This window comes from Acetobacter fabarum, assembly GCF_022483405.1.
GTDB lineage: Bacteria > Pseudomonadota > Alphaproteobacteria > Acetobacterales > Acetobacteraceae > Acetobacter > Acetobacter fabarum.
This window is the reverse complement of the sequence record NZ_JAKVNI010000001.1, coordinates 1,530,539-1,554,728: the sequence shown is the minus strand read 5'-3', so window position 1 is coordinate 1,554,728 and position 24,190 is coordinate 1,530,539. Positions and strand designations below refer to the sequence as shown.

General features: G+C 59.7%; 19 protein-coding genes and 1 tRNA gene. 8 read left to right on the top strand and 12 right to left on the bottom strand.

Going from position 1 to position 24,190, the window contains the following annotated elements; all coding sequences use genetic code 11:
- Positions 1 to 71 precede the first annotated feature (71 nt).
- On the top strand, positions 72 to 338 hold the full coding sequence (locus LKE65_RS07315; protein WP_086645614.1) for a metal-sensing transcriptional repressor: 267 nt from the start codon (positions 72 to 74) through the stop codon (positions 336 to 338).
- A gap of 4 nt (positions 339 to 342) precedes the next feature.
- Entirely contained in the window at positions 343 to 1,551 is a 1,209-nt protein-coding gene (locus tag LKE65_RS07310; RefSeq protein WP_278740861.1) for an MFS transporter, read from the top strand.
- A gap of 83 nt (positions 1,552 to 1,634) precedes the next feature.
- On the opposite strand, the gene LKE65_RS07305 is transcribed toward LKE65_RS07310, so the two are convergent.
- A complete protein-coding gene (locus LKE65_RS07305; protein WP_086645706.1) occupies positions 1,635 to 2,666 on the bottom strand; it encodes a mitochondrial fission ELM1 family protein in 1,032 nt (343 codons plus the stop codon).
- A gap of 199 nt (positions 2,667 to 2,865) precedes the next feature.
- Between LKE65_RS07305 and LKE65_RS07300 the strand changes: the two genes are divergently transcribed.
- Together LKE65_RS07300 and LKE65_RS07295 are read left to right on the top strand one after the other, a co-directional pair.
- Entirely contained in the window at positions 2,866 to 4,026 is a 1,161-nt protein-coding gene (locus tag LKE65_RS07300; protein ID WP_278740860.1) for a DEAD/DEAH box helicase, read from the top strand.
- 189 nt (positions 4,027 to 4,215) lie between these two features.
- The gene (locus tag LKE65_RS07295) at positions 4,216 to 5,244 is read left to right on the top strand and encodes a succinylglutamate desuccinylase/aspartoacylase domain-containing protein (protein WP_278740859.1); all 1,029 of its coding nucleotides are present in this window, start codon (positions 4,216 to 4,218) and stop codon (positions 5,242 to 5,244) included.
- A gap of 38 nt (positions 5,245 to 5,282) precedes the next feature.
- On the opposite strand, the gene LKE65_RS07290 is transcribed toward LKE65_RS07295, so the two are convergent.
- Together LKE65_RS07290 and glyA are read right to left on the bottom strand one after the other, a co-directional pair.
- Positions 5,283 to 6,278, bottom strand: a complete 996-nt coding sequence (locus LKE65_RS07290) for a glycosyltransferase family 2 protein (RefSeq protein ID WP_278740858.1) — start codon at positions 6,276 to 6,278, stop codon at positions 5,283 to 5,285.
- A 306-nt stretch (positions 6,279 to 6,584) separates the two neighbouring features.
- Positions 6,585 to 7,874 carry a serine hydroxymethyltransferase gene (gene glyA / locus LKE65_RS07285; protein WP_278740857.1) on the bottom strand — a complete coding sequence of 430 codons (1,290 nt, stop codon included), beginning with the start codon at positions 7,872 to 7,874 and terminating at the stop codon, positions 6,585 to 6,587.
- A 475-nt stretch (positions 7,875 to 8,349) separates the two neighbouring features.
- Here glyA and hemB point away from each other — a divergent pair, with 475 nt between their 5' ends.
- Positions 8,350 to 9,354 carry a porphobilinogen synthase gene (gene hemB, locus LKE65_RS07280; RefSeq protein ID WP_086645619.1) on the top strand — a complete coding sequence of 335 codons (1,005 nt, stop codon included), beginning with the start codon at positions 8,350 to 8,352 and terminating at the stop codon, positions 9,352 to 9,354.
- A gap of 72 nt (positions 9,355 to 9,426) precedes the next feature.
- Positions 9,427 to 10,200 carry an arginyltransferase gene (locus tag LKE65_RS07275; protein WP_165925325.1) on the top strand — a complete coding sequence of 258 codons (774 nt, stop codon included), beginning with the start codon at positions 9,427 to 9,429 and terminating at the stop codon, positions 10,198 to 10,200.
- Between the two features lie 66 nt (positions 10,201 to 10,266).
- On the opposite strand, the gene parC is transcribed toward LKE65_RS07275, so the two are convergent.
- The 8 genes from parC to dnaE form a co-directional block, all read right to left on the bottom strand.
- Positions 10,267 to 12,477 carry a DNA topoisomerase IV subunit A gene (gene parC / locus LKE65_RS07270; protein ID WP_278740856.1) on the bottom strand — a complete coding sequence of 737 codons (2,211 nt, stop codon included), beginning with the start codon at positions 12,475 to 12,477 and terminating at the stop codon, positions 10,267 to 10,269.
- Between the two features lie 84 nt (positions 12,478 to 12,561).
- Positions 12,562 to 13,320, bottom strand: a complete 759-nt coding sequence (gene recO / locus LKE65_RS07265; RefSeq protein ID WP_278741800.1) for a DNA repair protein RecO — start codon at positions 13,318 to 13,320, stop codon at positions 12,562 to 12,564.
- Between the two features lie 39 nt (positions 13,321 to 13,359).
- Positions 13,360 to 14,265: a translation elongation factor Ts gene (gene tsf, locus LKE65_RS07260; protein ID WP_086645622.1), complete on the bottom strand. Its 906-nt coding sequence runs from the start codon at positions 14,263 to 14,265 to the stop codon at positions 13,360 to 13,362.
- 132 nt (positions 14,266 to 14,397) lie between these two features.
- A complete protein-coding gene (rpsB, locus tag LKE65_RS07255; RefSeq protein ID WP_086645623.1) occupies positions 14,398 to 15,186 on the bottom strand; it encodes a 30S ribosomal protein S2 in 789 nt (262 codons plus the stop codon).
- A 162-nt stretch (positions 15,187 to 15,348) separates the two neighbouring features.
- The gene (locus tag LKE65_RS07250) at positions 15,349 to 16,455 is read right to left on the bottom strand and encodes an aromatic ring-hydroxylating oxygenase subunit alpha (protein WP_278740855.1); all 1,107 of its coding nucleotides are present in this window, start codon (positions 16,453 to 16,455) and stop codon (positions 15,349 to 15,351) included.
- A gap of 159 nt (positions 16,456 to 16,614) precedes the next feature.
- Positions 16,615 to 17,421: an aminotransferase class IV gene (locus tag LKE65_RS07245; protein ID WP_278740854.1), complete on the bottom strand. Its 807-nt coding sequence runs from the start codon at positions 17,419 to 17,421 to the stop codon at positions 16,615 to 16,617.
- Positions 17,418 to 18,794 (bottom strand): anthranilate synthase component I family protein, encoded by a 1,377-nt coding sequence (locus LKE65_RS07240; protein WP_278740853.1) that lies wholly within the window; start codon positions 18,792 to 18,794, stop codon positions 17,418 to 17,420. The genes LKE65_RS07245 and LKE65_RS07240 overlap by 4 nt, the downstream gene beginning before the upstream one ends.
- A gap of 3 nt (positions 18,795 to 18,797) precedes the next feature.
- On the bottom strand, positions 18,798 to 22,217 hold the full coding sequence (gene dnaE / locus LKE65_RS07235) for a DNA polymerase III subunit alpha (protein WP_278740852.1): 3,420 nt from the start codon (positions 22,215 to 22,217) through the stop codon (positions 18,798 to 18,800).
- 176 nt (positions 22,218 to 22,393) lie between these two features.
- On the opposite strand from dnaE, the gene panC reads away from it, so the two are divergent.
- Both panC and LKE65_RS07225 read left to right on the top strand, forming a co-directional pair.
- Positions 22,394 to 23,233, top strand: coding sequence for a pantoate--beta-alanine ligase (panC, locus tag LKE65_RS07230; RefSeq protein ID WP_278740851.1), 840 nt, complete (start codon positions 22,394 to 22,396; stop codon positions 23,231 to 23,233).
- A gap of 44 nt (positions 23,234 to 23,277) precedes the next feature.
- A complete protein-coding gene (locus tag LKE65_RS07225) occupies positions 23,278 to 23,628 on the top strand; it encodes a RidA family protein (RefSeq protein WP_086645629.1) in 351 nt (116 codons plus the stop codon).
- Positions 23,629 to 23,751: 123 nt separating this feature from the next.
- Here the strand turns inward: LKE65_RS07225 and LKE65_RS07220 are convergent.
- A tRNA-Asn gene (locus tag LKE65_RS07220) sits at positions 23,752 to 23,827 on the bottom strand.
- Positions 23,828 to 24,190 lie beyond the last annotated feature (363 nt).

Sequence of the window (24,190 nt, the reverse complement as noted above, 5' to 3'; positions counted from 1 at the left end):
AGGGTGTAACCATCGTGAGGGTATGCGTGCTTGTGCGTTGCCTATCCCTCCCCCCCAGGGTAGGGTAATGTATGGTTCATCATTCTCACCCCCTTATCCGGCGGCAACTGCAACAGGCCCACGGGCATCTGGCCAAAGTTATTGCCATGCTCGACGAAGGCCGAAGCTGCTCCGACCTTGCGCAACAGCTTGAGGCCGTGGAAAGCACGATCCGCAAATCCAAGCGCATGCTGGTGCAGGACCACCTTGAGCACTGCATTATAGACGCCATTGCCGCAGGCGAGATGAGCCGCGAGGACGCCTTGCAGGCTTTTGCCGCCCTGACCAAATACCTGTAAGCGCATGCTGCATGTTTTGCGCCACCGCACCTACCGCCACCTGTTTGGGGCACAGCTTGTTGCCCTGACCGGCACAGGCCTTGCCACCGTTGCGCTGGGGTTGCTGGCCTTCCGCGTAGCGGGGGGGCATGCCGGGGCTGTGCTGGGCACCGCACTGGCCATAAAAATGCTGGCTTATGTGGGCCTAGCCCCCCTTGCCGCAGCTTTTGCAGGCCACCTGCCCCGCCGCACGGCACTGGTTCTGCTGGACCTTGTACGCTGTGGTGTGGCCGCCTGCCTGCCGTTTGTGAACACGGTCTGGCAGATTTACGTTCTGATCTTTGTCCTCCAGGCGGCTTCGGCTGCGTTTACACCGACTTTTCAGGCGACCATCCCCGATATTCTGCCCGACGAGCAGGATTATACCGATGCGCTCTCCCTCTCCCGCATTGCGTATGACATGGAGAGCGTACTCAGCCCGTTACTGGCCGCAGCCCTGTTGAGTGTCGTGTCCTTCCACGCCCTGTTCGTGGGGACTGCGCTGGGTTTTTTGGGTTCTGCCGCTCTTGTCATGTCTGTTCGCCTGCCCGCCCCCAGACCTGCACCGCACCGGAACGTGTACGAGCGCACAACCCGCGGCATACGCCTCTACCTTGCTACTCCGCGCCTGCGGGGCCTGCTGGGTATCAACATGGCCGTTGCCGCGGCAGCCTCCATCGTGCTGGTCAACACGGTTGTTTATGTGCAGGGCACATTCGGGCTGGGGCAGAGCGCAACAGCGCTCGCACTGGCCTGTTTTGGGGCAGGCTCCATGCTGGCAGCCCTTGGCTTACCCCGCGTGCTGGCACGCAGGGCAGACCGCACGGTTATGCTGGGTGGGGCCAATGTGTTGTGTGTGGGGGCTGCTCTGGCCATAAGCGTGCCCAGCTATGGCTGGCTACTGCCACTCTGGGCCGTGCTGGGCGTTGGGTATTCCGTTACACAAACACCTTCTGGCCGCCTGCTCCGCCGCTCCGGCACGGCGGAGGACAGGCCCGCACTGTTCGCGGCCCAGTTTTCGCTCTCTCATTTATGCTGGTTGCTGGCTTACCCACTGGCCGGGCGCGTGGGGGCTGCGTTTGGGCTGCCTGTTGCCGCTATGGGGTTATGCGTGCTGGCCGTTATGGCCACGGCACTGGCGTCTCTGGTCTGGCCCGCAGACAACCCGGACACCCCCGAGCCGGCTCCCCTGTAGCCTGATACATTCCAGCTGGCCCAATACTGGGCCGGAGGCAGCACACTGGGTACTGCCCCAGCCTTCCATGCACTATAGGCGGGCTAGAAGCCGAGCCTGCTATGCATTTCCCCCACCAGTTCGGCCGTGTCATCCAGTGGGGTTACGTACCATGGCGTGGGCAGGCGGATAGCACTCTCACCCAGCACACGCACGCGCCCGGCCAGTTCGAGTTCCTCAACAAACTCATTGATCCGGCGAGATTTGCCAGGCAGCGGAAAAACCGTAACAGGCGCACGCCCAGCCACGGATTCGGACATCATGGAAACACTGTCTATGGTTACAAGCAGGCTGTCGGCACAGGCGATCAGCCCGATATAGGGGTTATCCCCCTCCCCATCCCATACAAAGCCACCTGCGGGTTCTATAATTTCCTTCAGTGCGGCCAGTGCCTGCGGGTCTGTCCGGCGGGAGGCGGTCACAATCAGGCTGCCGCCTTCATCCTTGCGGGTCTGCACCAGCACATGGGCCAGCCTGCGGGCTTCTGCCTCACCCAGCTGGAAGCGCCCGTTGGAGCCACCAACAAGGGCGGCTACCAGCGGGCGGGGCAAATGGGCAAACCGTGGCTCCCACTCCTGCCGGGCACTTGCAAGCTCCTCGGGGGTAAGGCCATGCAACGCGGTGCGACCGAGCAGAACATTGGGGCCAGAAATATCATCATGCCGGCAGGCCAGAATCAGGTCAAAACGGGCGAGCGACTGCCGGGGGTTCTGAATCTGTACCACCGGGCGGTGGTGCGCGCGCAGGGCTGCGCCAATGGCGCCACCCTTGCCGCCAATGCTGATCACCACATCCGCGCGCAGCAGGTCCTTGTGGGATTCCAGCATCTGCCCGCTGCTACCACGCAGGCATGTGCGGCCAAGCCAGCGCGGGCCAGCCAGCGCCACACGTGCCACACGGCTGGGGCATACGGGCTGGAACGTACCATCCCACCCGGCACGGTGGGCAAGCCCCAATGCCTGCGAACGCATACCGGCAAAATTTTCCCCCACCACAAAAGCGTGGGGTGCCGCACGTGGCAAATCCTCTACCGGGTTCGAGCCAGTTTGCGCACCTGCATACATTGCGCTCGCCATAACGCGCATTCCTCCGCTACACATCGGCCTTTGCAACCACGCGCCCTGCATGGTCCGCTTTGTCCTTGCTATCGGTTTGTCTTTAAAAGCAAGGCACCTTGTACGCATTCCAGACCACGAGAAAGGCAACAGTATGTCCGCTAGCTTCAAGGATACGGGTCTGTCCCCAGCCCTTTGCGCCCATGCACAGCAGGCGGGAATGACACATCCGACCCCCATCCAGCTAGCGGCCATTCCCGCAGCACTGGAAGGGCGGGACATTCTGGCCACCGCCCCGACCGGCACGGGCAAAACCGCAGCTTATGCGCTGCCCATGCTGCACAGGCTGCTCAAGGCCCGCAAACCCCGCACATTGCTGGTTATGGTGCCCACGCGTGAACTTGTATTGCAGACCGCCAAGGTCTTTCGCGCCTGTCTGGGCGAAGGGGGCAAAAAGCAGGCAAACGCCAGAACGCATACCCCCCCCATTATCTGCCTGTATGGCGGCGCGGACCGGGACGAGCAGGCCGCAGAACTCATCCAGACCAGCGGCATGAGCCGTATTCTTATTGCCACACCGGGGCGTCTGCTGGACTTTATTGGCACAGGCACATGCGACCTTACAGACTGCTTCCAGCTTGTGATGGACGAGTGCGACCGCCTGTTCACCCACGAGTTTGAGGAGGAAACCCGCACCATCCTCAACTATCTGCCCACACCACGCCAGACACTGGCTTTTTCCGCCACCATGCCAGCCGCGTGCAAGGCCATGCTGGCCAGCATTGTGTACAAGCCGGTGGAACTGAGTGTTGAAAAACCACCCGAGGAGCGCCCCGCCATCCGCCAGGGTGTGCTGTTTCTGGAAGACGAACAGAAGGCAGCCTTCCTCAAGACATTTTTTGGTCGCAGCCCCAAAACACGCAGCATTGTGTTTGTCCGCACCAAGGCGGAGGCAGATGTGCTGGCCGCCACACTTAAAAAAGCACGTCTGGCCGTAGCCCCCCTGCATGGGGACCTGACACAGGACAAACGCACCAGCACTGTGGCCAGCTTTGGCTCTGGCCGCCTGTTTATTCTGGTCGCGACCGATGTGGCCGCCCGTGGGCTGGATATTGCCTCGGTTACGCAGGTTATTAACTACGACGTGCCCGAACAGCCCGAAACCTACCTGCACCGCATTGGCCGCACAGGCCGCGCGGGGCAGAAGGGCTCCGCACTCACCCTGTGTTCGGGGGCCGAACGCAAGCGCCTGCGGCAGGTGGAGGTTGGCGCGCATGTCAAACTCCGCGTGCTCAGCACGGAGCAGGCACTCCCGCCTGCAACGCCGTCTGGTCCGCGCGCTGTGGCAGGCAAGTCGCGCCCAAAAACCAAAGGCGCATAACCACACCCGCCACCACAACACGGGCATGTTCCCCATGCCCGCACCACCTCCACACCACCGTGCAGGGAGGGGATTGCAGCCACACGCAACCCGAACCATACTCAGGCTCATGTGGTGCAGTTTTTTCCTCCCTCACCCATTGTGCCAATCTTTGGGGACAACACTCCGTTGCAAAGCACCGGGGCAGCCATGAGCTGTGCCGCAAAGCGCAAACGGGGTGGCAAAAGCTCCTACCGCTTCCGCACCCTGCCAGAGGTTCTGCCTCCCCCTCCGCCACCGCTCCCCCACGCACCACCGCAAGACCCCTTGCCGGACATAACACCATGGGTGCAGGGGAACTGCGGCATAAGAGGGGTCCATCATTTTGAAAGCCACAGGCCCGGCCCCCACATTGCCATAACGGCCCTGATGCACGGCAACGAATATGCCGGGGCCGGAGCCCTTACCCACCTGCTGGCAACGCCCCTTACCCCCACACGGGGGCGGCTAAGCCTGATTTTTCTTAACCCGGATGCCTACGCGGCGTTTGACCCCCGCCACCCCTCCCGCTTCCGTTATATTGAGGAGGACATGAACAGGCTGTGGGCCCCCAAACTTATCCACTCCACACACACATCCCTTGAAATGCAGCGCGTGCGCGAACTTGTACCCGTGATTGACACGGTGGACGTGCTGCTTGACCTGCATACCATGACATGGCCTTCCGCCCCCCTGCTGCTGACCAGCATGGCGGAACGCAACCTGCGCATGGCCAACACTCTGGCCTGCCAGCAGGCAGACCCTCCACAGGTTGTGCTGGATCAGGGCCACCCCACCGGGCCACGCCTGATTGATTACGAGCGTTTTTCCACGCCATCAGGCACGGCACGGGCCTGCCTGCTTGAAGCCGGGCAACACTGGACCCGCAGCGCCACCCAGCACAGCCTGAGCATGGCCCGCGCGTTTCTGGCCCAGCATGGCATGGGGCCGCCTTTACCCACCACCCCACACCAAGGCGGGATCAATGCCGTGGTGACCGATTGCGTGGAAGCCCATACCGCAGGCTTTGCCTTCCTGCGCCGCTATACGGGTGGAGATATTATTGAACGCGCCCAAACCCTAATTGCCGTGGATGGTATGGACGAAATCCGCACCCCCTACGACAACTGCATGCTGGTCATACCCAACCTGCGCCCCCGCCGGGGGCATACGGCTGTCCGGCTGGCGCGCCTTCTGTAGAATCAAGCCGGCAGTACAGGCTCAAAGCAAGGCGTGCCTTAAGGCTCTGCCGTTGCAACCGGGGGAACATCGCCCTGCGCATCGGGCAGGCGGGGGGGAGGCGGCAGCGCGAGATAGGCCAGACGTTTGGTTTCCCGCCGCCCCAACGCAACGCTGTCCAGAATAAGGCCACACCCCATGGAAAATACGGCCAGAATGACCAGCCCGGTCGCCAGAACAGCCGTGGGCAGGCGCTGCACCAGCCCGGTCCGGAAAAAGTCCAGAATAACCGGCAAGCCCAGACCAATGGCGCAAACCAGCACAACCACACCAATGGTGGTAAAAAACATCAATGGCCGTTCCTGTTTGACCAGATTGATGATCATGCCCAGAATACGGAAGCCATCGCTATAGGTATTCAGCTTGGAGGCCGAGCCGGGGGGCCGCTCCACATAACGGGTTGGCTGCTCGCCAATAGGCATGGCCAGTTCCAGCGCATGAACGGTAAATTCCGTTTCCGTCTCAAACCCCGAAGACAGGGCGGGAAAGGATTTGACAAACCGCCGCGAAAAAACCCGGTAGCCCGAAAGCATGTCTGACAACCGGCGCCCGAACACACTGGTGACAAGCCCGGTAAGCACCTTGTTGCCCAGAACATGGCCGCGCCGGTAGGCATCCACCCGGTCGGTAACACGCGCGCCATTCACCATATCCAGCCCGTTGGTGTAGGCGGTTTTCAGCATCTCTGGTGCAGCAGCGGCCTCGTATGTGGCATCCCCGTCCACCAGAATGTAAAAATCGGCTTCAATGTCTGAAAACATGCGCCGGATCACGTAGCCTTTGCCCTGAAGGGATTCAGAGCGAACAATGGCACCAGCGGCCAGCGCGGTTTTGACCGTCTGATCCGTGGAATTATTGTCATAAACATAGATTGGCGCATTAGGCAGTGCTGCCCGAAAATCCCGAACAACTGACCCTATGGTTATTTCTTCATTATAGCAGGGTATTAAAACCACAACTTTAATATCAGCTAAAAATGACTTAGAAACATCCATTGAATCACTTACACTCTACTATATGGATGGCGAAAACTACTTTTCCACACCTCAATCCATCCATGTTGTCCAAGGCTTTTGCGTTGTATTTATTTCATTTTTTTTCTGTTGTATATGCCGCTGCATAAATTTCATTTTTTATAAAACAGGCTGCATATCTTTTCATATTCCGGCCATGGCCTACCTGCTTCCTCCCCACAGGAACGCGCAGAAAAGCCGCACACGGGTCGGGCATGAACAGACCAGCAAAAAAGGCGCGGGAGAAACCTCCCGCGCCTTTTAAGGCAGAACCGATTTAAACGCGGATTAGCGCGTATAGATGGGGAAGCGTGCACACAGGGCCTTAACCCGTTCATGCACAGCGTTTTCTACTGCGGTATCACCTTCCCCGCCCGAGGCGGCAAGGGCGGTCAGCACTTCATCAATCATTTCACCAACCTGACGGAACTCTGCTTCGCGGAAGCCTCGTGCCGTAGCGGCAGGGCTGCCCAGACGCACGCCAGAGGTAATGGCAGGTTTTTCCGGGTCAAACGGAATGGCATTTTTGTTGGCTGTAATGCCCGCACGTTCCAGTGCCTGTTCCGCTGCTTTGCCGGTCACCTTTTTAGGCCGCAGGTCAACGAGCAGCAGGTGGGAATCCGTGCCACCAGTCACAATATCAAACCCACGCTCCACCAGCACTTCGGCCAGCACTGCGGCGTTCTTCTGCACGGCTTTCTGATATTCCTTGAACTCAGGGCGCAGGGCTTCGCCAAAAGCTACGGCTTTACCGGCAATAACATGCATGAGCGGGCCGCCCTGCAGGCCGGGGAACACGGCGGAGTTGATCTTTTTGGCCAGTGCTTCGCTGTTGGTCAGGATCAGGCCGCCACGCGGGCCACGCAGGGTTTTATGCGTGGTGGAGGTTACAATGTCTGCATATTCCAGCGGGTTGGGGTACAGGCCCGCAGCAACCAGACCGGCAAAATGCGCCATATCCACCATAAGCAGCGCACCCACTTCGTCCGCAATGCGGCGGAAACGGGCAAAGTCGATAATCCGCGGGTAAGCGGACCCACCAGCCACGATAATGGAGGGCTTGTGCTCGCGCGCAAGGCTTTCCATCTGGTCGTAGTCCAGCATGCCGTCCTGCTGGCGCACGCCATACTGCACGGCATTGAACCATTTGCCCGAATAGTTGGAAGCTGCACCGTGTGTAAGGTGCCCACCCGCGGCAAGGCTCATGCCCAGAACGGTGTCACCCGGCTTGCCCATGGCCATGAACGCGGCCTGGTTGGCATTGGCGCCCGAATGCGGCTGCACGTTGGCAAAAGCGGCACCAAACAGGGTTTTGGCCCGTTCAATGGCCAGAGTTTCCACCTTGTCCACTTCCACGCAGCCACCGTAGTAGCGGCGACCGGGGTAGCCTTCGGCGTATTTGTTGGTCAGCACACTGCCCTGCGCCTGCAAAACAGCCTCGGAGGCCATGTTTTCGCTGGCGATCAGCTCAATCCCATCCTGCTGGCGGGTCAGCTCTGCGGCAATGGCGGACGCAACGTCCGGATCCGTCTGGGTCAGCGGCGCATGAAAAAAACGGTCCAGATCCGTGTGGCTCATTCGGGTGTTCCCTCAAAATCAAACTGTCGTTTGGCAACATGCCTGCCGGGCGGCAGATGGTGGTCACTCTATACGGTTCTGGCACGCTCTTTGCCAGACCATGTTCCACACTGCTTTTTATAACAGACACAAGCGCTGGGTGCTCTCTTACTCCGTTCCTTGCGCCCCTGACAGGAGAAAAACGCAAAAGGGGCGGAACTCTCCCCCTTTTGCAGCCCTGTAATTTTACCCACCGCACAGGCTTGCATACACCACAAGCACCAGCCCCGGCATGGCACGGGGGCTGGCCCCTGCGGTAGCGGCGGATTCGCATACCGTGAGCATTGCAAAACCACGCGGAGCTGACCTTTACCCCAGCGGGGTTGCATAACAGGGGCAGGAGCGCATACTCCCCCCGTTTTGTTCACCCCTGTGCTGCCATGGACAACCAGCCAAGCCTGCCCCGTGGCAAACACCGTGCAAGGAGATCCCGCCCATGATGGCTGGTCGTTTCCCTTTGACCCGCCCGCGCCGCAACCGGTTTGACGATGCGACACGCCGCCTGGTTGCCGAAAACTCACTGGGCATCAGCAACCTGATCTGGCCGATTTTTTTCATGGAAGGAACAGGTGTTACAACCGAAGTTTCCTCCATGCCCGGTGCGCACCGCGTTACACTGGACCGGCTTGCCAAGCATGTGGAACCAGCCGCCAAACTGGGCATTCCAGCCCTTGCCCTGTTCCCCATCACCCCGACAGAAGCCCGTGATGACGTCGGGACCGAAGCGCTCAACCCCGACAACCTGATGTGTCGGGCTGCCAGACTACTGAAAAAAGAGTTCCCCGACATGGCCCTGATCGGGGACGTGGCGCTGGACCCCTACACCAACCACGGCCATGACGGCGTGATCGAAGATGGCTACGTGGTCAATGAGGCCTCGGTCCAGATCCTGTCCCAGCAGGCTGTTAATCAGGCCCGCGCAGGGGTGGATATTATTGCCCCTTCGGACATGATGGACGGGCGCATTGCCGTTATCCGGCAGGACCTTGACGCCAACGGCCTGATCAACACCCGCATCATGTCTTATGCCGCCAAATATGCGTCCGCCTTTTATGGCCCGTTCCGTGATGCGCTTGGCTCTGGCGGGCTGCTGAAAGGCGACAAAAAAACCTATCAGATGGATCCCGCCAACAGCGATGAAGCCCTGCGCGAAGTGGAAATGGACATTGCCGAAGGCGCGGACATGGTCATGGTCAAGCCGGGCATGCCGTACCTGGACATTATCCGCCGCGTAAAAGACACCTTTAGCGTGCCGACTTTTGCGTATCAGGTCTCGGGAGAATATGCGATGCTCATGGCAGCCATCAACAATGGCTGGCTCGACCGCGACCGTGCCATCATGGAAAGCCTGATGGCTTTCCGCCGTGCTGGAGCCAATGGCATACTCACATATTTTGCCATTGAAGCTGCACAGCGCATCCGGGAAAGATCGGGCCTGTAACCACCGCCTGGCCCATGCCGGGCATAAGCGGGCCGGTTCTACTGGCCCGCCATGCATCCGGGATTGCCGATTATGACGCCTCCACTGCGCAACCCGCAGTTTTTTTACACCACCACGGCACAACCATGCCCGTACCTGCCTGCGCGCATGGAACGCAAAATTCTGGTTGATCTGGCAGTCCCCGATGCCGACACCCTGCACAGCCGCCTGTCTGCCACGGGCTTCCGGCGCAGCCACACACTCGCTTACGCGCCTTTGTGTGCAGGATGCTCTGCCTGTATTCCCATCCGCCTGCCTGTGGCGGCCTTTGCCCCCAGCCGCACACAAAAACGGGTCTGGAACCGCAATACGGACCTGAGCGCGACCTTGCTCCCCCCTGTAGCAACAGGCGAACAATACGAGCTGTTCCGCCAGTACCTGAACACCCGCCACGCAGATGGCGAAATGGCCAACATGACCGCGCGCGACTACCGGATTATGGTGGAGGAAACGACGGTTGATACACAGATCATAGAATTCCGCACGGCAGACAACAAACTGGTCGCCGTCAGCCTGACCGATACGCTCGATGACGGGCTTTCGGCCGTGTACAGCTTTTACGACCCCCAGCAGACCACCCGCTCACTGGGGGTGTATGTTGTGCTTTTTCTTATTCACCAGACATTTCTGCTCGGCCGCCCGTATCTGTATCTGGGCTACTGGATTCCGGGCAGCCCCAAGATGGCGTACAAAAGCCGTTTCCGACCGGCAGAAATCCTGCGTGATGATACATGGCAGCCGCTGGACCCGGAGCAGCCCATCAACACCACGCGGGACGCCCTGTTCCCCGATGCGCCGCTATTCTGACCCACCTACCAGACATAGGCCCGCCCCCGCAGGCCATGCGCCCGAGGAGCAGGCCTGGTAACAGGCTCAGGCTTTTTTGTTCGCCCAGGTGGGAGCCAGCTTGCCAACACTTGCACGCTTGCCCAGCCAGTCCTGCAAATCCGCCATAACGCGGTTCCGTACGGCTCCGGGCCAGACCAGCCCTTCGGATGCAGTAAACACCACCGCCTGACGCAACTTCCCGCCATCGGCGTATTTCTGCAACGCCACCCCCAGACCACGCCCCATGACGGGGAGCTGATCGAGCGGGAAAATCAAAAACCGGCGGTTATCCCCAAGCACTGCGACGTGGTCCCCTTGTGCGGGAATGCACAACTGGGCGGACTCATCGCCCTTGAGGTTAAGCACCTGCCGACCTGAGCGCTTTTCGGAGACGAGGTTATCATCCTCCACCACCATGCCACGCCCCGCACTGGAAGCCACAAGGCGCTTACCGCCTTCCTCGAGCACAAAAACCGCTAGCAGTTCTTCATCATTGGAGAGGTCCATAAGCAGGCGTACCGGCTGGCCATCACCCCGCCCGCGTGGCAGGTCCACACCCTTGAGCGTAAAGGCACGGCCATCGGTCGCAAAAAAGCACAGCCTGTCCGTGCTCTGGCACGGAAGAGCCAGCTTGAGGCCATCCCCTTCCTTGAACTTCTGGCTTTCCAGATCAACATTGTGGCCCTTGATGGCCCGCACCCACCCTTTTTGGGACAGGATCATGGTCAGCGGTTCGCGCTCCACTGTTTCCACCACCGAAATATCAACCGGCTTGGGAGCGGACAGGATGGTACTGCGCCGTGGTCCAACGCGGCCCTTGCCAAACGTCTTGACCATGCCCTCCAGTTCCTGCCCGATCTGCTTCCAGCGCTGTTTTTCATCCCCCAGCAGCGCGAGCAGTCCGGCTTTTTCGGCGGCAAGGGCGTCATGCTCCTTGCGGATTTCCATTTCCTCAAGGCGGCGCAGGCTGCGCAGACGCATGTTCAGCACGGATTCGGCCTGCATGTCTGTCAGGCCAAAGGTGGCCATCAGGCTGGCTTTGGCATCATCCTCCTCGCGGATAATGCGAATGACCTCATCCAGATTGAGGTACACAATGAGAAAGCCTGCCAGAATTTCCAGCCGTTTTTCCACGGCGGCAAGGCGGTGGCGGCTGCGCCGTTCCAGCACTTCGTGCCGGTGGTCCAGCCATGCCTGCAACACCTGCTTGAGCCCCAGCACACCGGGGGAGCGGTCCGCCCCAAGCACGTTCATGTTCAGCGGGAAGCGGCTTTCCAGCGGCGTGGCGCGGAACAGGGTTTCCATCAACACTTCGGGTTCGATCCCGCGTGTTTTTGGCTCAAGGATCAGGCGGATTTCATCCGTACTTTCGTCGCGAATATCGCCTAGCAGCGGGAGTTTTTTCTGCTCCAGCAGGTCTGCCACCTGTTCGATCAGGCGGGACTTCTGCACCTGGTACGGTATTTCCGACACAACAATATGCCATGTGCCAAACCGCCCCTGCTCCACGGCCCAGCGTGCACGCATGCGGAAGCCCCCGCGCCCCGTCTCGTATGCCTGCAGAATGGCCGAGGCATCCTCCACAATCAGCCCGCCGGTGGGGAAGTCCGGCCCCGGCATAAGGGCCAGCAGGTCCTGCGTGGTGGCGCTGGGTTTGCGCACCAGCAGCGCTGCGGCCGCGCACACTTCTGCCGCGTTATGGGGGGGAATGCTGGTGGCCATGCCCACGGCAATACCCGCAGCACCATTGGCCAGAAGGTTGGGGAACGCCGCTGGCAGCACCACGGGTTCCTGCTCCTCACCATCATAGGTGGGGCGAAAATCGACTGCATCGCTCTCGATCCCGTCCAGCAGGGCTACGGCCACTTCGGTCAGGCGGGATTCCGTATACCGCATGGCGGCTGCGTTATCGCCGTCAATCGAGCCAAAGTTCCCCTGCCCTTCAACCAGCGGGTAACGGGCGGCAAAATCCTGCGCCAGACGGACCAGTGCTTCATAAACCGAGGCATCACCATGGGGGTGGAACTTACCAATAACGTCCCCCACAACACGCGCGCACTTTTTAAACCCCGATGCCGGGTCCAGCTTGAGCTGGTGCATGGCGTAAACCAGCCGCCTGTGCACGGGTTTGAGCCCATCGCGCACATCTGGCAGCGAACGTGACATGATGGTGGACAAAGCATAGGCCAGATAACGCTCGCTTAGCGCATCTGCCAGTTTTGTCTCCTCAATATGGCCTTCGAATGTCTCGTTCATGTTCTGCCCCAGATAAAACGGTGCGATGTGTGATGGCCATGACATACCGCCACAGGCCAAGTTGTGCCAGCCTTGGTGCGCAGTTCAGGTGTTGCCCGCCCCTGCTACCAGTTTTTCCACACGCCCGAGCAGCCTCTGCCGGGCGGCGGGGAGGGGCAGATGCCGCTGGCCAAAGGCATCCCGCGCCAGAAAATGCCCACTCAGGCGCAAGCCATCCAGCCAGTCCGGCCAGGAACCGGCCTGTGTGGGGTCATGCAAAAAAGCAGGGAGGGGCAGGAGCCGGTCCTTCCACGCTCCTGCTCCTTCGCGGCTGACGGCACGCCCTGTGCGGGGGGAGACAAAAGCGAGGTCGCCCGTCTGCCCGGTCACGGCGCAGCAGCTTAAATCCAGCCCAAAGCCCAGCACGTCCAGCAAGGCCAGTTCCCATTCAATGTAATTGGGCAGGCCAGTCTGCTCCGCAACGTCGGGGCTGTAGCCGATAAAGGAAAGAAGTTTGAGGGTCGCCCCAAAAAATGCCGGGCAAGGCTCACCCTCAGGCAGGGTCGCATCGGCCAGAACACAGGCCGACTGCATCATGGCCAGTGCCAGCGGCATGCTCAGGATACGCGCCGCACAGCCGTACAGCAGCTCCCCCGATACCTGAACAGGAGCCCCCTCGCCCCGTTGTGTCAGGCGGACCTTGACCACATTACCCGGTTGCCACAAGGCACGACCGGCACGGCCAGCACCCCCGTAAGCCAGGGCACGCACTAGCCCGTCCTGCTCGGTCAGCATATGAACCCGCGCGCCATTCTCGCCCTGCGGGGCCACAAAAACAACAAGAGCGGGAGCCTCCCTTTGCAGAGAAGTCCCGCTCTTGTTCAACATGCAAAAGACCCGGTCTTAGACGCCGGAAACCTTGGCCACTTCAGCAGCAAAGTCATCAACGGTCTTTTCAATGCCTTCGCCCAGGTGGAAGCGGTCAAAACCAGCCAGCTTGACGCCAGCTTTTTTAACAACGTCCTTCACGCGGGTTTCGCCGTCATGCACCCAAACCTGTTCCAGAAGTACCACTTCTTCGTAGAACTTGCGGATACGGCCTTCGACCATTTTTTCAATAATGGCTTCAGGCTTGCCGGATGCACGGGACTGTTCGATCAGAACAGCGCGTTCACGCTCGACTTCTTCCTGGTTCAGGCTGCTGACATCCAGCGCGGACGGACGGGTAGCTGCAACATGCATGCCAACCTGGCGGCCAAGCTGTTCAATGGCTTCATCAGCCGTCGGAGCTTCAATAGCTGCCAGAACGCCAATTTTGCCCAGACCGGGGCGCAGAGCGCCATGCACGTAAGTTGCCACCACACCAGACGGCACGGTGAACACGCGTGCGCGGCGCAGGGTCATGTTTTCGCCGATGGTGGCGATCAGGTGGGTCAGTTCGTCAGCAACGGTGCGGCCCGTGTCCAGCGTAGCTGCCTTGATGGCTTCCAGATCATCACCAACCTTGAGTGCAACCTGAGCAACGGATTCCACAAAGTTCTGGAACGCTTCGTTACGGGCAACAAAGTCGGTTTCGGCGTTGACTTCCACCATGGCGGCGGTTTTGTCGCCAGAGGCAACGGCAACCAGACCTTCTGCTGCCACACGGCCGGATTTTTTGGCGGCGGCGGCAAGGCCCTTGGTGCGCAGCCAGTCAATGGCGGCTTCAATATCACCCTGCGCTTCGTTCAGCGCCTTTTTGCAATCCATCATGCCTGCGCCGGTTTTTTCGCGCAGTTCCTTGACCAATGCTGCGGTAATTTCCGCCATATTCCTACTCCTTAGAAAACCGCAACGCGCCCCTGGCAGGGCGCGTGGCAGAACATTCCGTTGCCTGTAAAAACCACAGGCATCTCATGCAAAAAAACAGCCCGGTTTAAGCCGGGCTGTTTTTTAAAGGCTTCAGCCTGCTGCCGGAGCTTCTTCCGCCACCGGAGCCGCTTCCAGAGCGGGTTCAACCGGCAGTTCTTCAGATGCACCCACGTCATGGCCCGCTGCACCCAGTTCGGCGGAAATACCGTCGAGCACGGAAGCGGAAACGAGGTCGCAGTAAAGGCCAATGGCGCGAATGGCGTCATCGTTGCCGGGGACCGGGTAGGTCACGCCGCGCGGGTCGGAGTTGCTGTCCAGAATGGCCACAACCGGGATACCCAGCTTGTTGGCTTCTTCAATGGCCAGCTTTTCCTTGTTCGTGTCGATCACGAACAGGACGTCGGGCAGACCACCCATTTCCTTGATACCACCAAGGGAGCGTTCCAGCTTGTCGCGCTGGCGGGTCAGTTCCAGCACTTCCTTCTTGGTCAGGCCGGAAGTCGCGCCTTCGAGCGTTTCTTCAATCTGGCGCAGACGCTTGATGGAGCCCTGAATGGTCTTCCAGTTGGTGAGCATGCCGCCCAGCCAGCGATGGTTGACGTAGTACTGACCGCAGCGGCGTGCTGCTTCTGCAATCGGATCCTGTGCGGCGCGCTTGGTGCCAACGAACAGAACGCGGCCACCGCCAGCTACAACATCGCGAATCGCCTTAAGGGCGCGGTCGAGCAGGCCAACGGTCTGCTGGAGGTCGATGATGTGAACCTGGTTGCGCACACCGAACAGGAACGGCGCCATGCGCGGGTTCCAGCGGCGTGTGTGGTGACCAAAGTGAACACCAGCTTCAAGCAGCTGGCGCAGTGTGAAATCGGGCATCGCCATGGGGCGTATTCCTACCTAACTGGTTAAACCTCCGCGAGACACCACCCAGCCATCTGACTGGGCACCAGAGGTGTATGGCCCCGCGTGTGTTATACCCCGGCCTGCGCCGGGGCGGCTCTATATGGCGTTTTTTGGCCCTGCGGGCAAGGCCAAAAAGTGCGTTCAGCCCTGCTTGAGCGGTTTGGCGTAACGGTTGGGCACCCCGCTGCGGGCCAGCAGCTCGCGCAGGCTTTTGACAACAGGGAACACTTCCACGTTGTGGTCCCCGCCCAGTTCACGCCACGCGTTCTGTTCCATTTCCACAATTTCGCGGTCTTCTTCAAAGATGCGATGCGTAAACAGACCCAGCACCGGCCATGCCATATCAAGCAGGAAAGTCCATTTGGGCTTTTTAACCGACAGCAGACCAAACGCCTGAGTAACCTGCTGGGTTTCCCCCAGCGGCAGGTAACATGCCCACAGGTCCATGATCAGGTCGCCGTCTTTATCGTGGATCTGGAGCGTCTGGTACGGATAGGTGGTGCGGATGGACACGACCTCTTCCACCGGCTGTTCGCGCCCGTCATCATGGTGTTTGCCAAAAATCAGGGCTTCGGCCAGCGGCTGGTTGCCCCCTTTGCGCGCAAAGCTGTAGCGGGCTTCCATAAAGTTGTCGCCCTTGTCCTGCCCCAGAAAACGGGCCGTGATGGAACCCATCTGGCGGCGGTGCAGGAACTGATGGTTCATGTCCATCAGGTTTTCATGCATGAACGTGTAGTGGCACTTCAGGCGCGGACTGAACTGGCGGGTCTTGTATTCGGGGTTCCCCACCTGCGCGATGTCGGGCACGGGCACCTTGTCCGCCAGTTCTGGGTCACCGGGGAAGATAAAGATCAGCCCGCTTTTTTCGCGGCAGGGGTAGGATTTAACCGGGCGGCCCACACCTTCCTTGTTCAGGTAGGGCACGGTTACGCATTTGCCCTGCTGGTCAAACGCCCAGCCATGATAACAGCACTTGATGCAGCCCTTATCGTCCACAACGCCTTTGCTCAGCGGGACCTGGCGGTGGGCGCAACGGTCTTCCAGCGCATAGACCGGGCCGTATTCGGGGCGGATAAGCGCAATGGGGTGGCCTGCAAAGCGGGCGGCAAATGCCTTGCCCTGCCGTACCTTGCTGGACCATGCCACAGGGTACCAGAAATTGGGATCAACATCGATCTGCCTCAGATCATAACGGGGGGCATGACCCTGCTCCGCCTGTTGCTCCGTGGCTGTTGCTGCCTGTTGCATGGTGTCACCTCATCAGAATACCACAGACCGGCTGTTCCGATGCATATCATTCCGGCCTGAAAAGGACGGGCGAACGATTGAGCATTCAGGCAGGTCTGCACAAGCCCTTATCGTCGCATGCCTGCCCTCTAAACGAAAAGGGCATAAATCAAAACCGGCTTATACGCTCTGCCGCAGGCATTGCTCCAGCTGCGCGGTGTGTGGTTCGTCCACCGGCAAGGGCCTTCCGTCCAGTGCGGTCACCACCCGGAGCGAAAGGGAGTTGACCAGCCACACGCCGCGTGCGCGCAACAGGTCCGCCGGGGCAAGACGGGCCTCGCGCACAAGATTCTGCTCCAGCAGGCGCTCACGGGCAATGCCCGCCAACGCACCTTCGGCCCCATGGGGCGTGAGCAACCCCGCATCCGTTGCCACCAGCAGGTTACTGATTGTACTTTCCGCCACCCGCCCCTGCGTATTGAGCAACAGCGCATCCTGCGCCCCCAAACGCTCGGCCTCCTGCCGGGCCAGAATACCGGGCAGATAATTCAGGCTCTTGATATAAGACAGGGGAGAAGCCTCATCCCGCCGGATCAACCGGCTGGTCACGGCCTGAATATGGGCAAGACTGAACTCCCCCGGGGCCGCCGTGAGCAACACGGTAGGGTGCGGATGAACCGGAGGCAGCAGCCCCCTTGGCCCCTCCCCGCGCGCCACGCTCAGCCGCAGCACCGCGTTTTGCAACCCGCATGCCTGTAGCAGCGCCGTGGCCGCCTCCTCCACCACACCCACCTGCGGCACGGGCATGCCCAGCACACCTCCGCCCGATGCCAGACGCGCCATGTGCCGGGGCAGATGCAGAACCTGCCCGCCAACCGCGCGCATGGTCTCAAACAGGCCATCACCCAGCGTAAAGCCACGGTCTGCCGGGCTTATGCAGGCCTCATCACGCGCGAGGAGTGCACCATTGAGCCAGACGACGGTCATGCTCCCTCCGCAAAGGCAGCAAAAGGGGCGAGCTTCAGGCGCATTTCCTCATATTCCTTTTGCGGGTCGGACAGAATGGTAATCCCGCCCCCCGTGCCCATACGCAATTGCCCCCCATGGGCAACAAAACTGCGGATGATCACGGAGCTATCCATCCGCCCATCCACACCAAGGCAAAAAACCGTCCCACAGTAAGCCCCACGGGGTGTGGCTTCCAGTTCGTCAATAATTTCCATGGCGCGGTGTTTGGGCGCACCTGTTACGGAGCCGGGCGGCAGGGTCGCTGCCAGCAGGTCAAACACATCACACCCCTGCCGCAAATGCCCCTGCACTTCGGAAACAAGATGGTGCACATGCTCAAACCGTTCCACCGCCCATAATTCTGGCACACGCACGCTGCCAATACGGGCAACACGCCCGATGTCATGGCGCATGAGGTCCACAATCATCAGGTTTTCAGCCCGTTCCTTGTCGTCTGCTGCCAGAGCTTGAGCCAGAAGCAGGTCCTCCGCCCCGCTCTGGCCCCGTGGGGCTGTGCCTTTTATGGGGCGGGTTGCCATATGCCCGTGCCGGTCAACCTGCAAAAACCGCTCTGGCGAGCATGAAAGCAGCGAAAACCCTGCCCCACAGGATAAAAACGCACCAAAGGGTGCCGGGGCCACCTGCCGCAACCGGCGATACAGGCCAGATGCACACACATCTGCTGGCAGGTCCGCAACATGCTGGCAGGTAATGTTAACCTGAAAAATATCCCCCTGAGCAATATAGCGTTGCGCCGCACTAACTGCCCGGCAGTATTCTGCTTGTGTCTGACTGGCACGCAAATGCAGCAGGGGCACCTGTGGCGCAGGCTCCGCGCGTTCAGGCAGGGCGGACCAGAGTGCCTGAGCCTGCTCACGAGCATGGGGCGTTAACCCGCCACGCGCCAGCCCTGCCAGCACCACCTGCCGGTTTTTGCGGTCCCATACATAAGCATGATCGTAAAAAGCTGCGGAAAATACAGGAGCATCCCCTTCCCCATGCCGGGACGGAACACCTTGCAGGGCCCGACCAAATGCGTAGCTGGCAAAGCCAACCCAGCCACCGCAGAACGGCACATCAGCCTGATAGGTACCAACCTTGAAACCTGCCTGTATTTTACGCAGAATATCCAATATCTGCTCAGGCGTTCCTCGAGCCTGAGACACCCCATCCACTTCCACTCTATCTGCAAAAACCTGTAGGGTATGGCGTGGATTGTGGCAGAAGATACGCCACCGGCTGCGCGCGTCCAGCACTCCGCCACTATCGAGAAAAGCGCACCACGGGGCACCGCCCCACAGGGCCAGAACCGTATCCGGCTCCCGCCATGGCAGGGTGCGCGTCCATGCCACGGGCTAGACCTGCTCCACGCGGGAAATACCATTCAGGGTACGCAACTTCTGCCCGAGCAGAGGGGTCACCTTGTAGCCACCACGCAACCGGATTTCCACATCGCAGCTTTCAGCCACACCGGGCAGCAGCACAATGCGGCCTGCTCCGCCTTTCTGGTCGCTCAGCACGGTTTGCAGGGCAGGCAGAGCTTCTTCCTTTTCCAGCCATATCCGCAATTCGCTTTGGCCTTGGGCGGCTGCGTCCTCCAGCTCCACAATGTCGGACGCGGTTATGCGCATGGCCTCGCCCTCCAGCTTAAGCTCGGCCGTAACCAGCACAGCCCTGCCCGCCACCAGACTTTCCCGCACACGGCCCAGCACTTCGGAAAATACCGTGACCTCACACCCACCTGTGGCATCGGACAGGCGTACCCATGCCATTTTATTGCCTGTGCGGGTCGGGCGTTCCTTGCGGTCCACCACGCAGCCCGCAATTTTAACCCGCCCTACCCCGGCTTCTGCCGCGGCAAGCAGTTGGGAGGATTTAACAACCCCCAACCTGCGCAACACGGGGCCGTAGGAATCCAGCGGGTGGGCTGTCATATGGAAGCCGATTGCTTCTGCTTCCATGGCCAGTTTTTCAAACTCCGGCCAGTCCGGCCCTTCGGCCAGACGCAGGGGTTCCTTCTGCCCGCCACCACCAAACAGGCCAATCTGGCCAGATGCCGCCTCCTGCGCCTGACTATGGGCACGGCGCAAAAGGGCATCGGCAGAATGAAAAACACGCGCCCGGTTTTTATCCAGACATTCAAACGCGCCTGCCTTGGCCAGATTTTCCATTTGCATGCGGTTGATGTGTTTGGGGTCTATGCGCGTTGCAAAATCGGCCAGATCGGCAAAAGGCTTGTCCCCTCTTGTGGCAACCAGAACCTCCATGGCCCCAAAACCAACTTTTTTAACCGCGGCCAGTGCATAACGAATGCCATATTCACCATTGGGCATGACCTCCACGGCAAAGTCGGCCTCTGAACGGTTGATGTCTGGCGGCAGCACGGCAATACCCATGCGCTCGGCTTCCTGCCGAAGAGCGGCCAGTTTTTCCGTCCGCTCCCGCGCGAGTGACATACAGGCCGCAAGGAAGGCCACAGGGTGGTTAGCCTTCATCCATGCAGTCTGGTAAGAGACAAGAGCATAGGCCGCAGCATGGGATTTGTTAAACCCGTAATCCGCAAACTTGGCCATGAGGTCGAACACCTCTACCGCCTTGTCGTGGTCTATGCCGCGCCCGGTCGCCCCTTTGGTAAAGATCTCGCGCTGGTGGTCCATTTCCGCACGGATTTTTTTACCCATGGCGCGGCGGAGCAAATCTGCCCCACCCAGACTGTAGCCCGCCATCTTCTGGGCAATCTGCATGACCTGTTCCTGATAGACCATAATACCGTAGGTCTCTTCAAGAATATCGCGGATTTCCTCGTGCGGGGGTTCCCATGCCTCTCCATGTTTACGGCGGCAGTAATCGGGAATATTGGCCATTGGACCGGGGCGGTACAGGGCCACGGCGGCAATCAGGTCTTCCAGCCGGGTGGGGCGCATCTGCTTGAGAACATCGCGCATGCCAGCACCTTCGAACTGGAAAACGCCTGCCGTATCCCCCCTGCTGAGCATGTCATAGGTTGGCACATCATTGAGCGGGATGCTCGCCAGATCCACCTCCTTGCCCATGCGGTGGATAAAATCCACACCGCGTTTGAGAATGGTCAGTGTTGTCAGGCCCAGAAAGTCGAACTTGACCAGACCGGCCTGCTCAACAAACTTCATGTTATACTGAGTAACCAGCGTATCGCTCTTGGGGTCTCGGTACAGTGGCACCAGTTCCACCAGCGGGCGGTCCCCGATCACCACCCCGGCGGCATGGGTGCTGGCGTGGCGGAACAGCCCTTCAAGCTGCTGGGCAATTTCGAGCAGTCTGCGCAAAGCCTCGTCGTTATCACGCATTTCCTGCAATTTGGGTTCGCCTGCTATGGCTTCCTTGAGCGTAACAGGCTTGGCAGGGTTGTTGGGAATAAGCTCGGCCACACGGTTGACCATGCCATAGGGCAGCCCCAGCACACGCCCCACGTCACGCACGGCCGCACGGGCCTGCAACTTACCGAAGGTAATGATCTGGGCAACCCGGTCGCCCCCATATTCACGCCGGACATACGCGATCACCTCGTCTCGCCGGTCCTGACAGAAGTCGATATCAAAGTCAGGCATGGAGACACGTTCGGGGTTAAGAAACCGTTCGAACAGCAGGTTGAAGGGAATGGGGTCAATATCCGTAATGGTCAACGCCCATGCCGCCAGTGAACCTGCACCCGAACCACGCCCCGGCCCTACCGGAATATCATGCGCCTTGGCCCACTGGATAAAGTCCGCCACGATCATGAAGTAACCGGGGAACCCCATTTTGGAGATAATATCCAGCTCGAATGTCAGCCGTTCGCGGTAGCGGTCCTGCGTTGCGTCATCCAGCGTCATGGAGGCCATGCGGCGCTCCAGCCCTTCCCACGCCATGGCGCGCAGGGTCTGGTCCTCGGTCGCACCTTCACGCACTTTGGGGCAGACGGGCAGGAGGGGTTTGCGGGTTTCCACCTTTATGGCGCAGCGACGGGCAATTTCGAGCGTATTGTCACACGCATCGGGCAGGTCCGCGAACAGGGCGCGCATCATCTGCGGGGGTTTGAACCAGTGTTCGGGGGTCACGCGGAAGCGGTCTTTTTCCGCCATGGTGCGGCCCTGGGCAATACACACCAGCGCGTCATGCGCCTCGTACATTTCCGGCTTGGGGAAAAAGCACTCATTGGTGGCCACAAGTGGTAGACCAAACTGGCTTGCAAGGCCCAGCACACCCGGCTCCACCGCTTTTTCCACAGCCAGCCCGTGGCGGTGCAGTTCCACCACCAGCCGGTCGCCAAACGCTTCCTGCATACGGGCCAGCCAGCGTGTGGCCTCGTCCTTCTGCCCTTCGGCCAGCATCTGGAACAGCGGGCCGCGTGTGCCGCCACTAAGCAGCATCAGCCCTTCGGCGCGTGCGCAGAGTGTGTCCAGCGTTACAAACGGGTCAGACGGGTCGGATGTCTTGAACCCTTCGGATGAGAGGAACTGGAGATTGGTCAGCCCCACCTCGTTCTGGGCCAGCAACACTACCGGCTCAGCCGGGGCACCGGGCTTGTCATTGCGGGCAGGCAGGCCGATCTGGGCCCCGATAATGGGCTGAATGCCACTTTTTGTACAGTACTGCGAAAATTCCAAAGCGCCGAACAGATTGCCCGAATCGGCAATAGCCACGGCAGGCATATGCATTTCCTGCGCGAGGGATGCAATTTCCGGCACCCGGATTGCCCCCTGGCTAAGCGAGTAGGCAGAGTGCACACGAAGATGAACAAAATCAGCGTAGGACATACGCCCCCTATAGCACAGGCCCGGCCCCTCTCCACCGGGTTGTCTGCACTTTAAATCCCGCATGCTGTAAAACCGCCCTCTCTGGAACCGCGCGCCAATCAGCACTACAATGCGGATATTCCTGCCCTGTCCGGGCAATCCCCTTATGGGGGTTCATCTGTTTTTCAGGATTTTTCATGCGGATTATCAGATCCAGAACCGAACTGGCCACACTGGTAGCCCAATGGCGCAACGCGGGCGAAACCATAGGTTTTGTGCCCACCATGGGCTCGCTCCACAATGGCCACCTTACCCTTGTTAACGCATTGGATGGGCAGGCCACGCGCCGGATTGTGAGTATTTTTGTCAATCCGATCCAGTTTGATAACGCAGCCGACTTCCAACTTTACCCCCGTGGGCTAGAAGCCGATGCCGCCCTGCTGGAAGGCACAGGCAAAGTGGATGTGCTTTACGCCCCGGACGGGGCAGAAATGTACCCTAAGGGTTTTGCAACCCGCATTACAGTTTCCGGGCTGGATGGCATGTTGTGTGGCGCGGACCGACCGGGCCATTTTGATGGCGTTGCAACGGTTGTTACCAAGCTGCTGCTCCAGACCGGTGCCGACATAGCCGCATTTGGCGAAAAAGATTACCAGCAGCTCTGCCTGATCCGCCGCCTTGTGCAGGACCTGAACCTGCCCGTGCGCATAAAACCCGTACCCACCGTGCGCGAGGCCGATGGACTTGCCCTGTCCTCACGCAACCGCAGGCTCACCCCCCAGCAGCGCGAACAGGCTCCTTACCTGCCTGCGGCATTACGGGCCTGCATTGCGGATATTCAGGCTGGCAAAGCGGTTGATGCCTGCCTGCAATCCTGCCGTGAAAACCTGAAAATCCATGGATTTAACGTGCATTATCTGGACCTGCGCTCGGGCAATACACTCCTTACGACCGAAACGCTCATACCCGATGCACGCCTGTTTGTTGCCGCAAGTCTGGGCGACATCCGCCTGATTGACAACATGGCGGTTGCGTAAACTCCGTTACCTACCAAGCCTTTTTGCACAGGAAAGACAACAGCATGAGCATAACCCGCCTTGAACCTGAAGAACGCCTGAGTGGCGCTGTTATTCACAACGGTCTGGTCTATCTGGCGGGGCAGGTCGCGGATGACGCCACACTGGATGCGCAGGGGCAGATGGAAGATATTCTGCGTCAGGTGGATGCCATTCTGGCCAAAGCCGGAACAGATAAAAGCCGCCTGATTTCAGTCCAGATTTTTCTGGCCGACATGGCCGATATGGCAGGCATGAACCGCGCATGGGATGCATGGCTGGACAAGGGCAACAAACCCGCCCGCGCCACGGTAGAAGCCAAGCTGGCTGATCCGTCCTGGAAGGTGGAACTCACCGGCGTTGCCGCTCAGGCCTGAGCCCACACCCCACATTCCGCCGCCCGTGCTGGCACACCACTCGGGCGGCAAAGACATGCGCGAACTCACACAGAGCGTTTGAAGCTACGGTGTAGGGATTTATATTTTAGGGGGGAATAAGTGTGGCTCCCGAAGTAGGACTCGAACCTACGACCCAGCGATTAACAGTCGCTTGCTCTACCAACTGAGCTATTCGGGAATAATTATTTTACAACCACTTAGCGGCATTTCAGGGCATAATCTTTTTCAAGATGCCGCCCGTTGTGCTGCTGAATGGGTGTATAACGGCAACCCTTTGAGGGTGCAAGACCCTTTTTATATTACAAAATGTTAATCAAACTTCCCCTGTAAACGCCCCCCCGTTTGCCCCGCCGTTTCCGCCCGCACCGTCTCTACCAAAACCCCTACCGCTGCCTGTTGGCCCATGCACGGGGCAGTATGACCTACCCTCGCGCCGCACATTTTGCGCCGCATCCAAACTGGCAGAACACATACCTGCGTACACATCGCCAGAATGTACAAAGAGCTTTTAAAAAACCTTTCCAAAACAACAAACAATAAA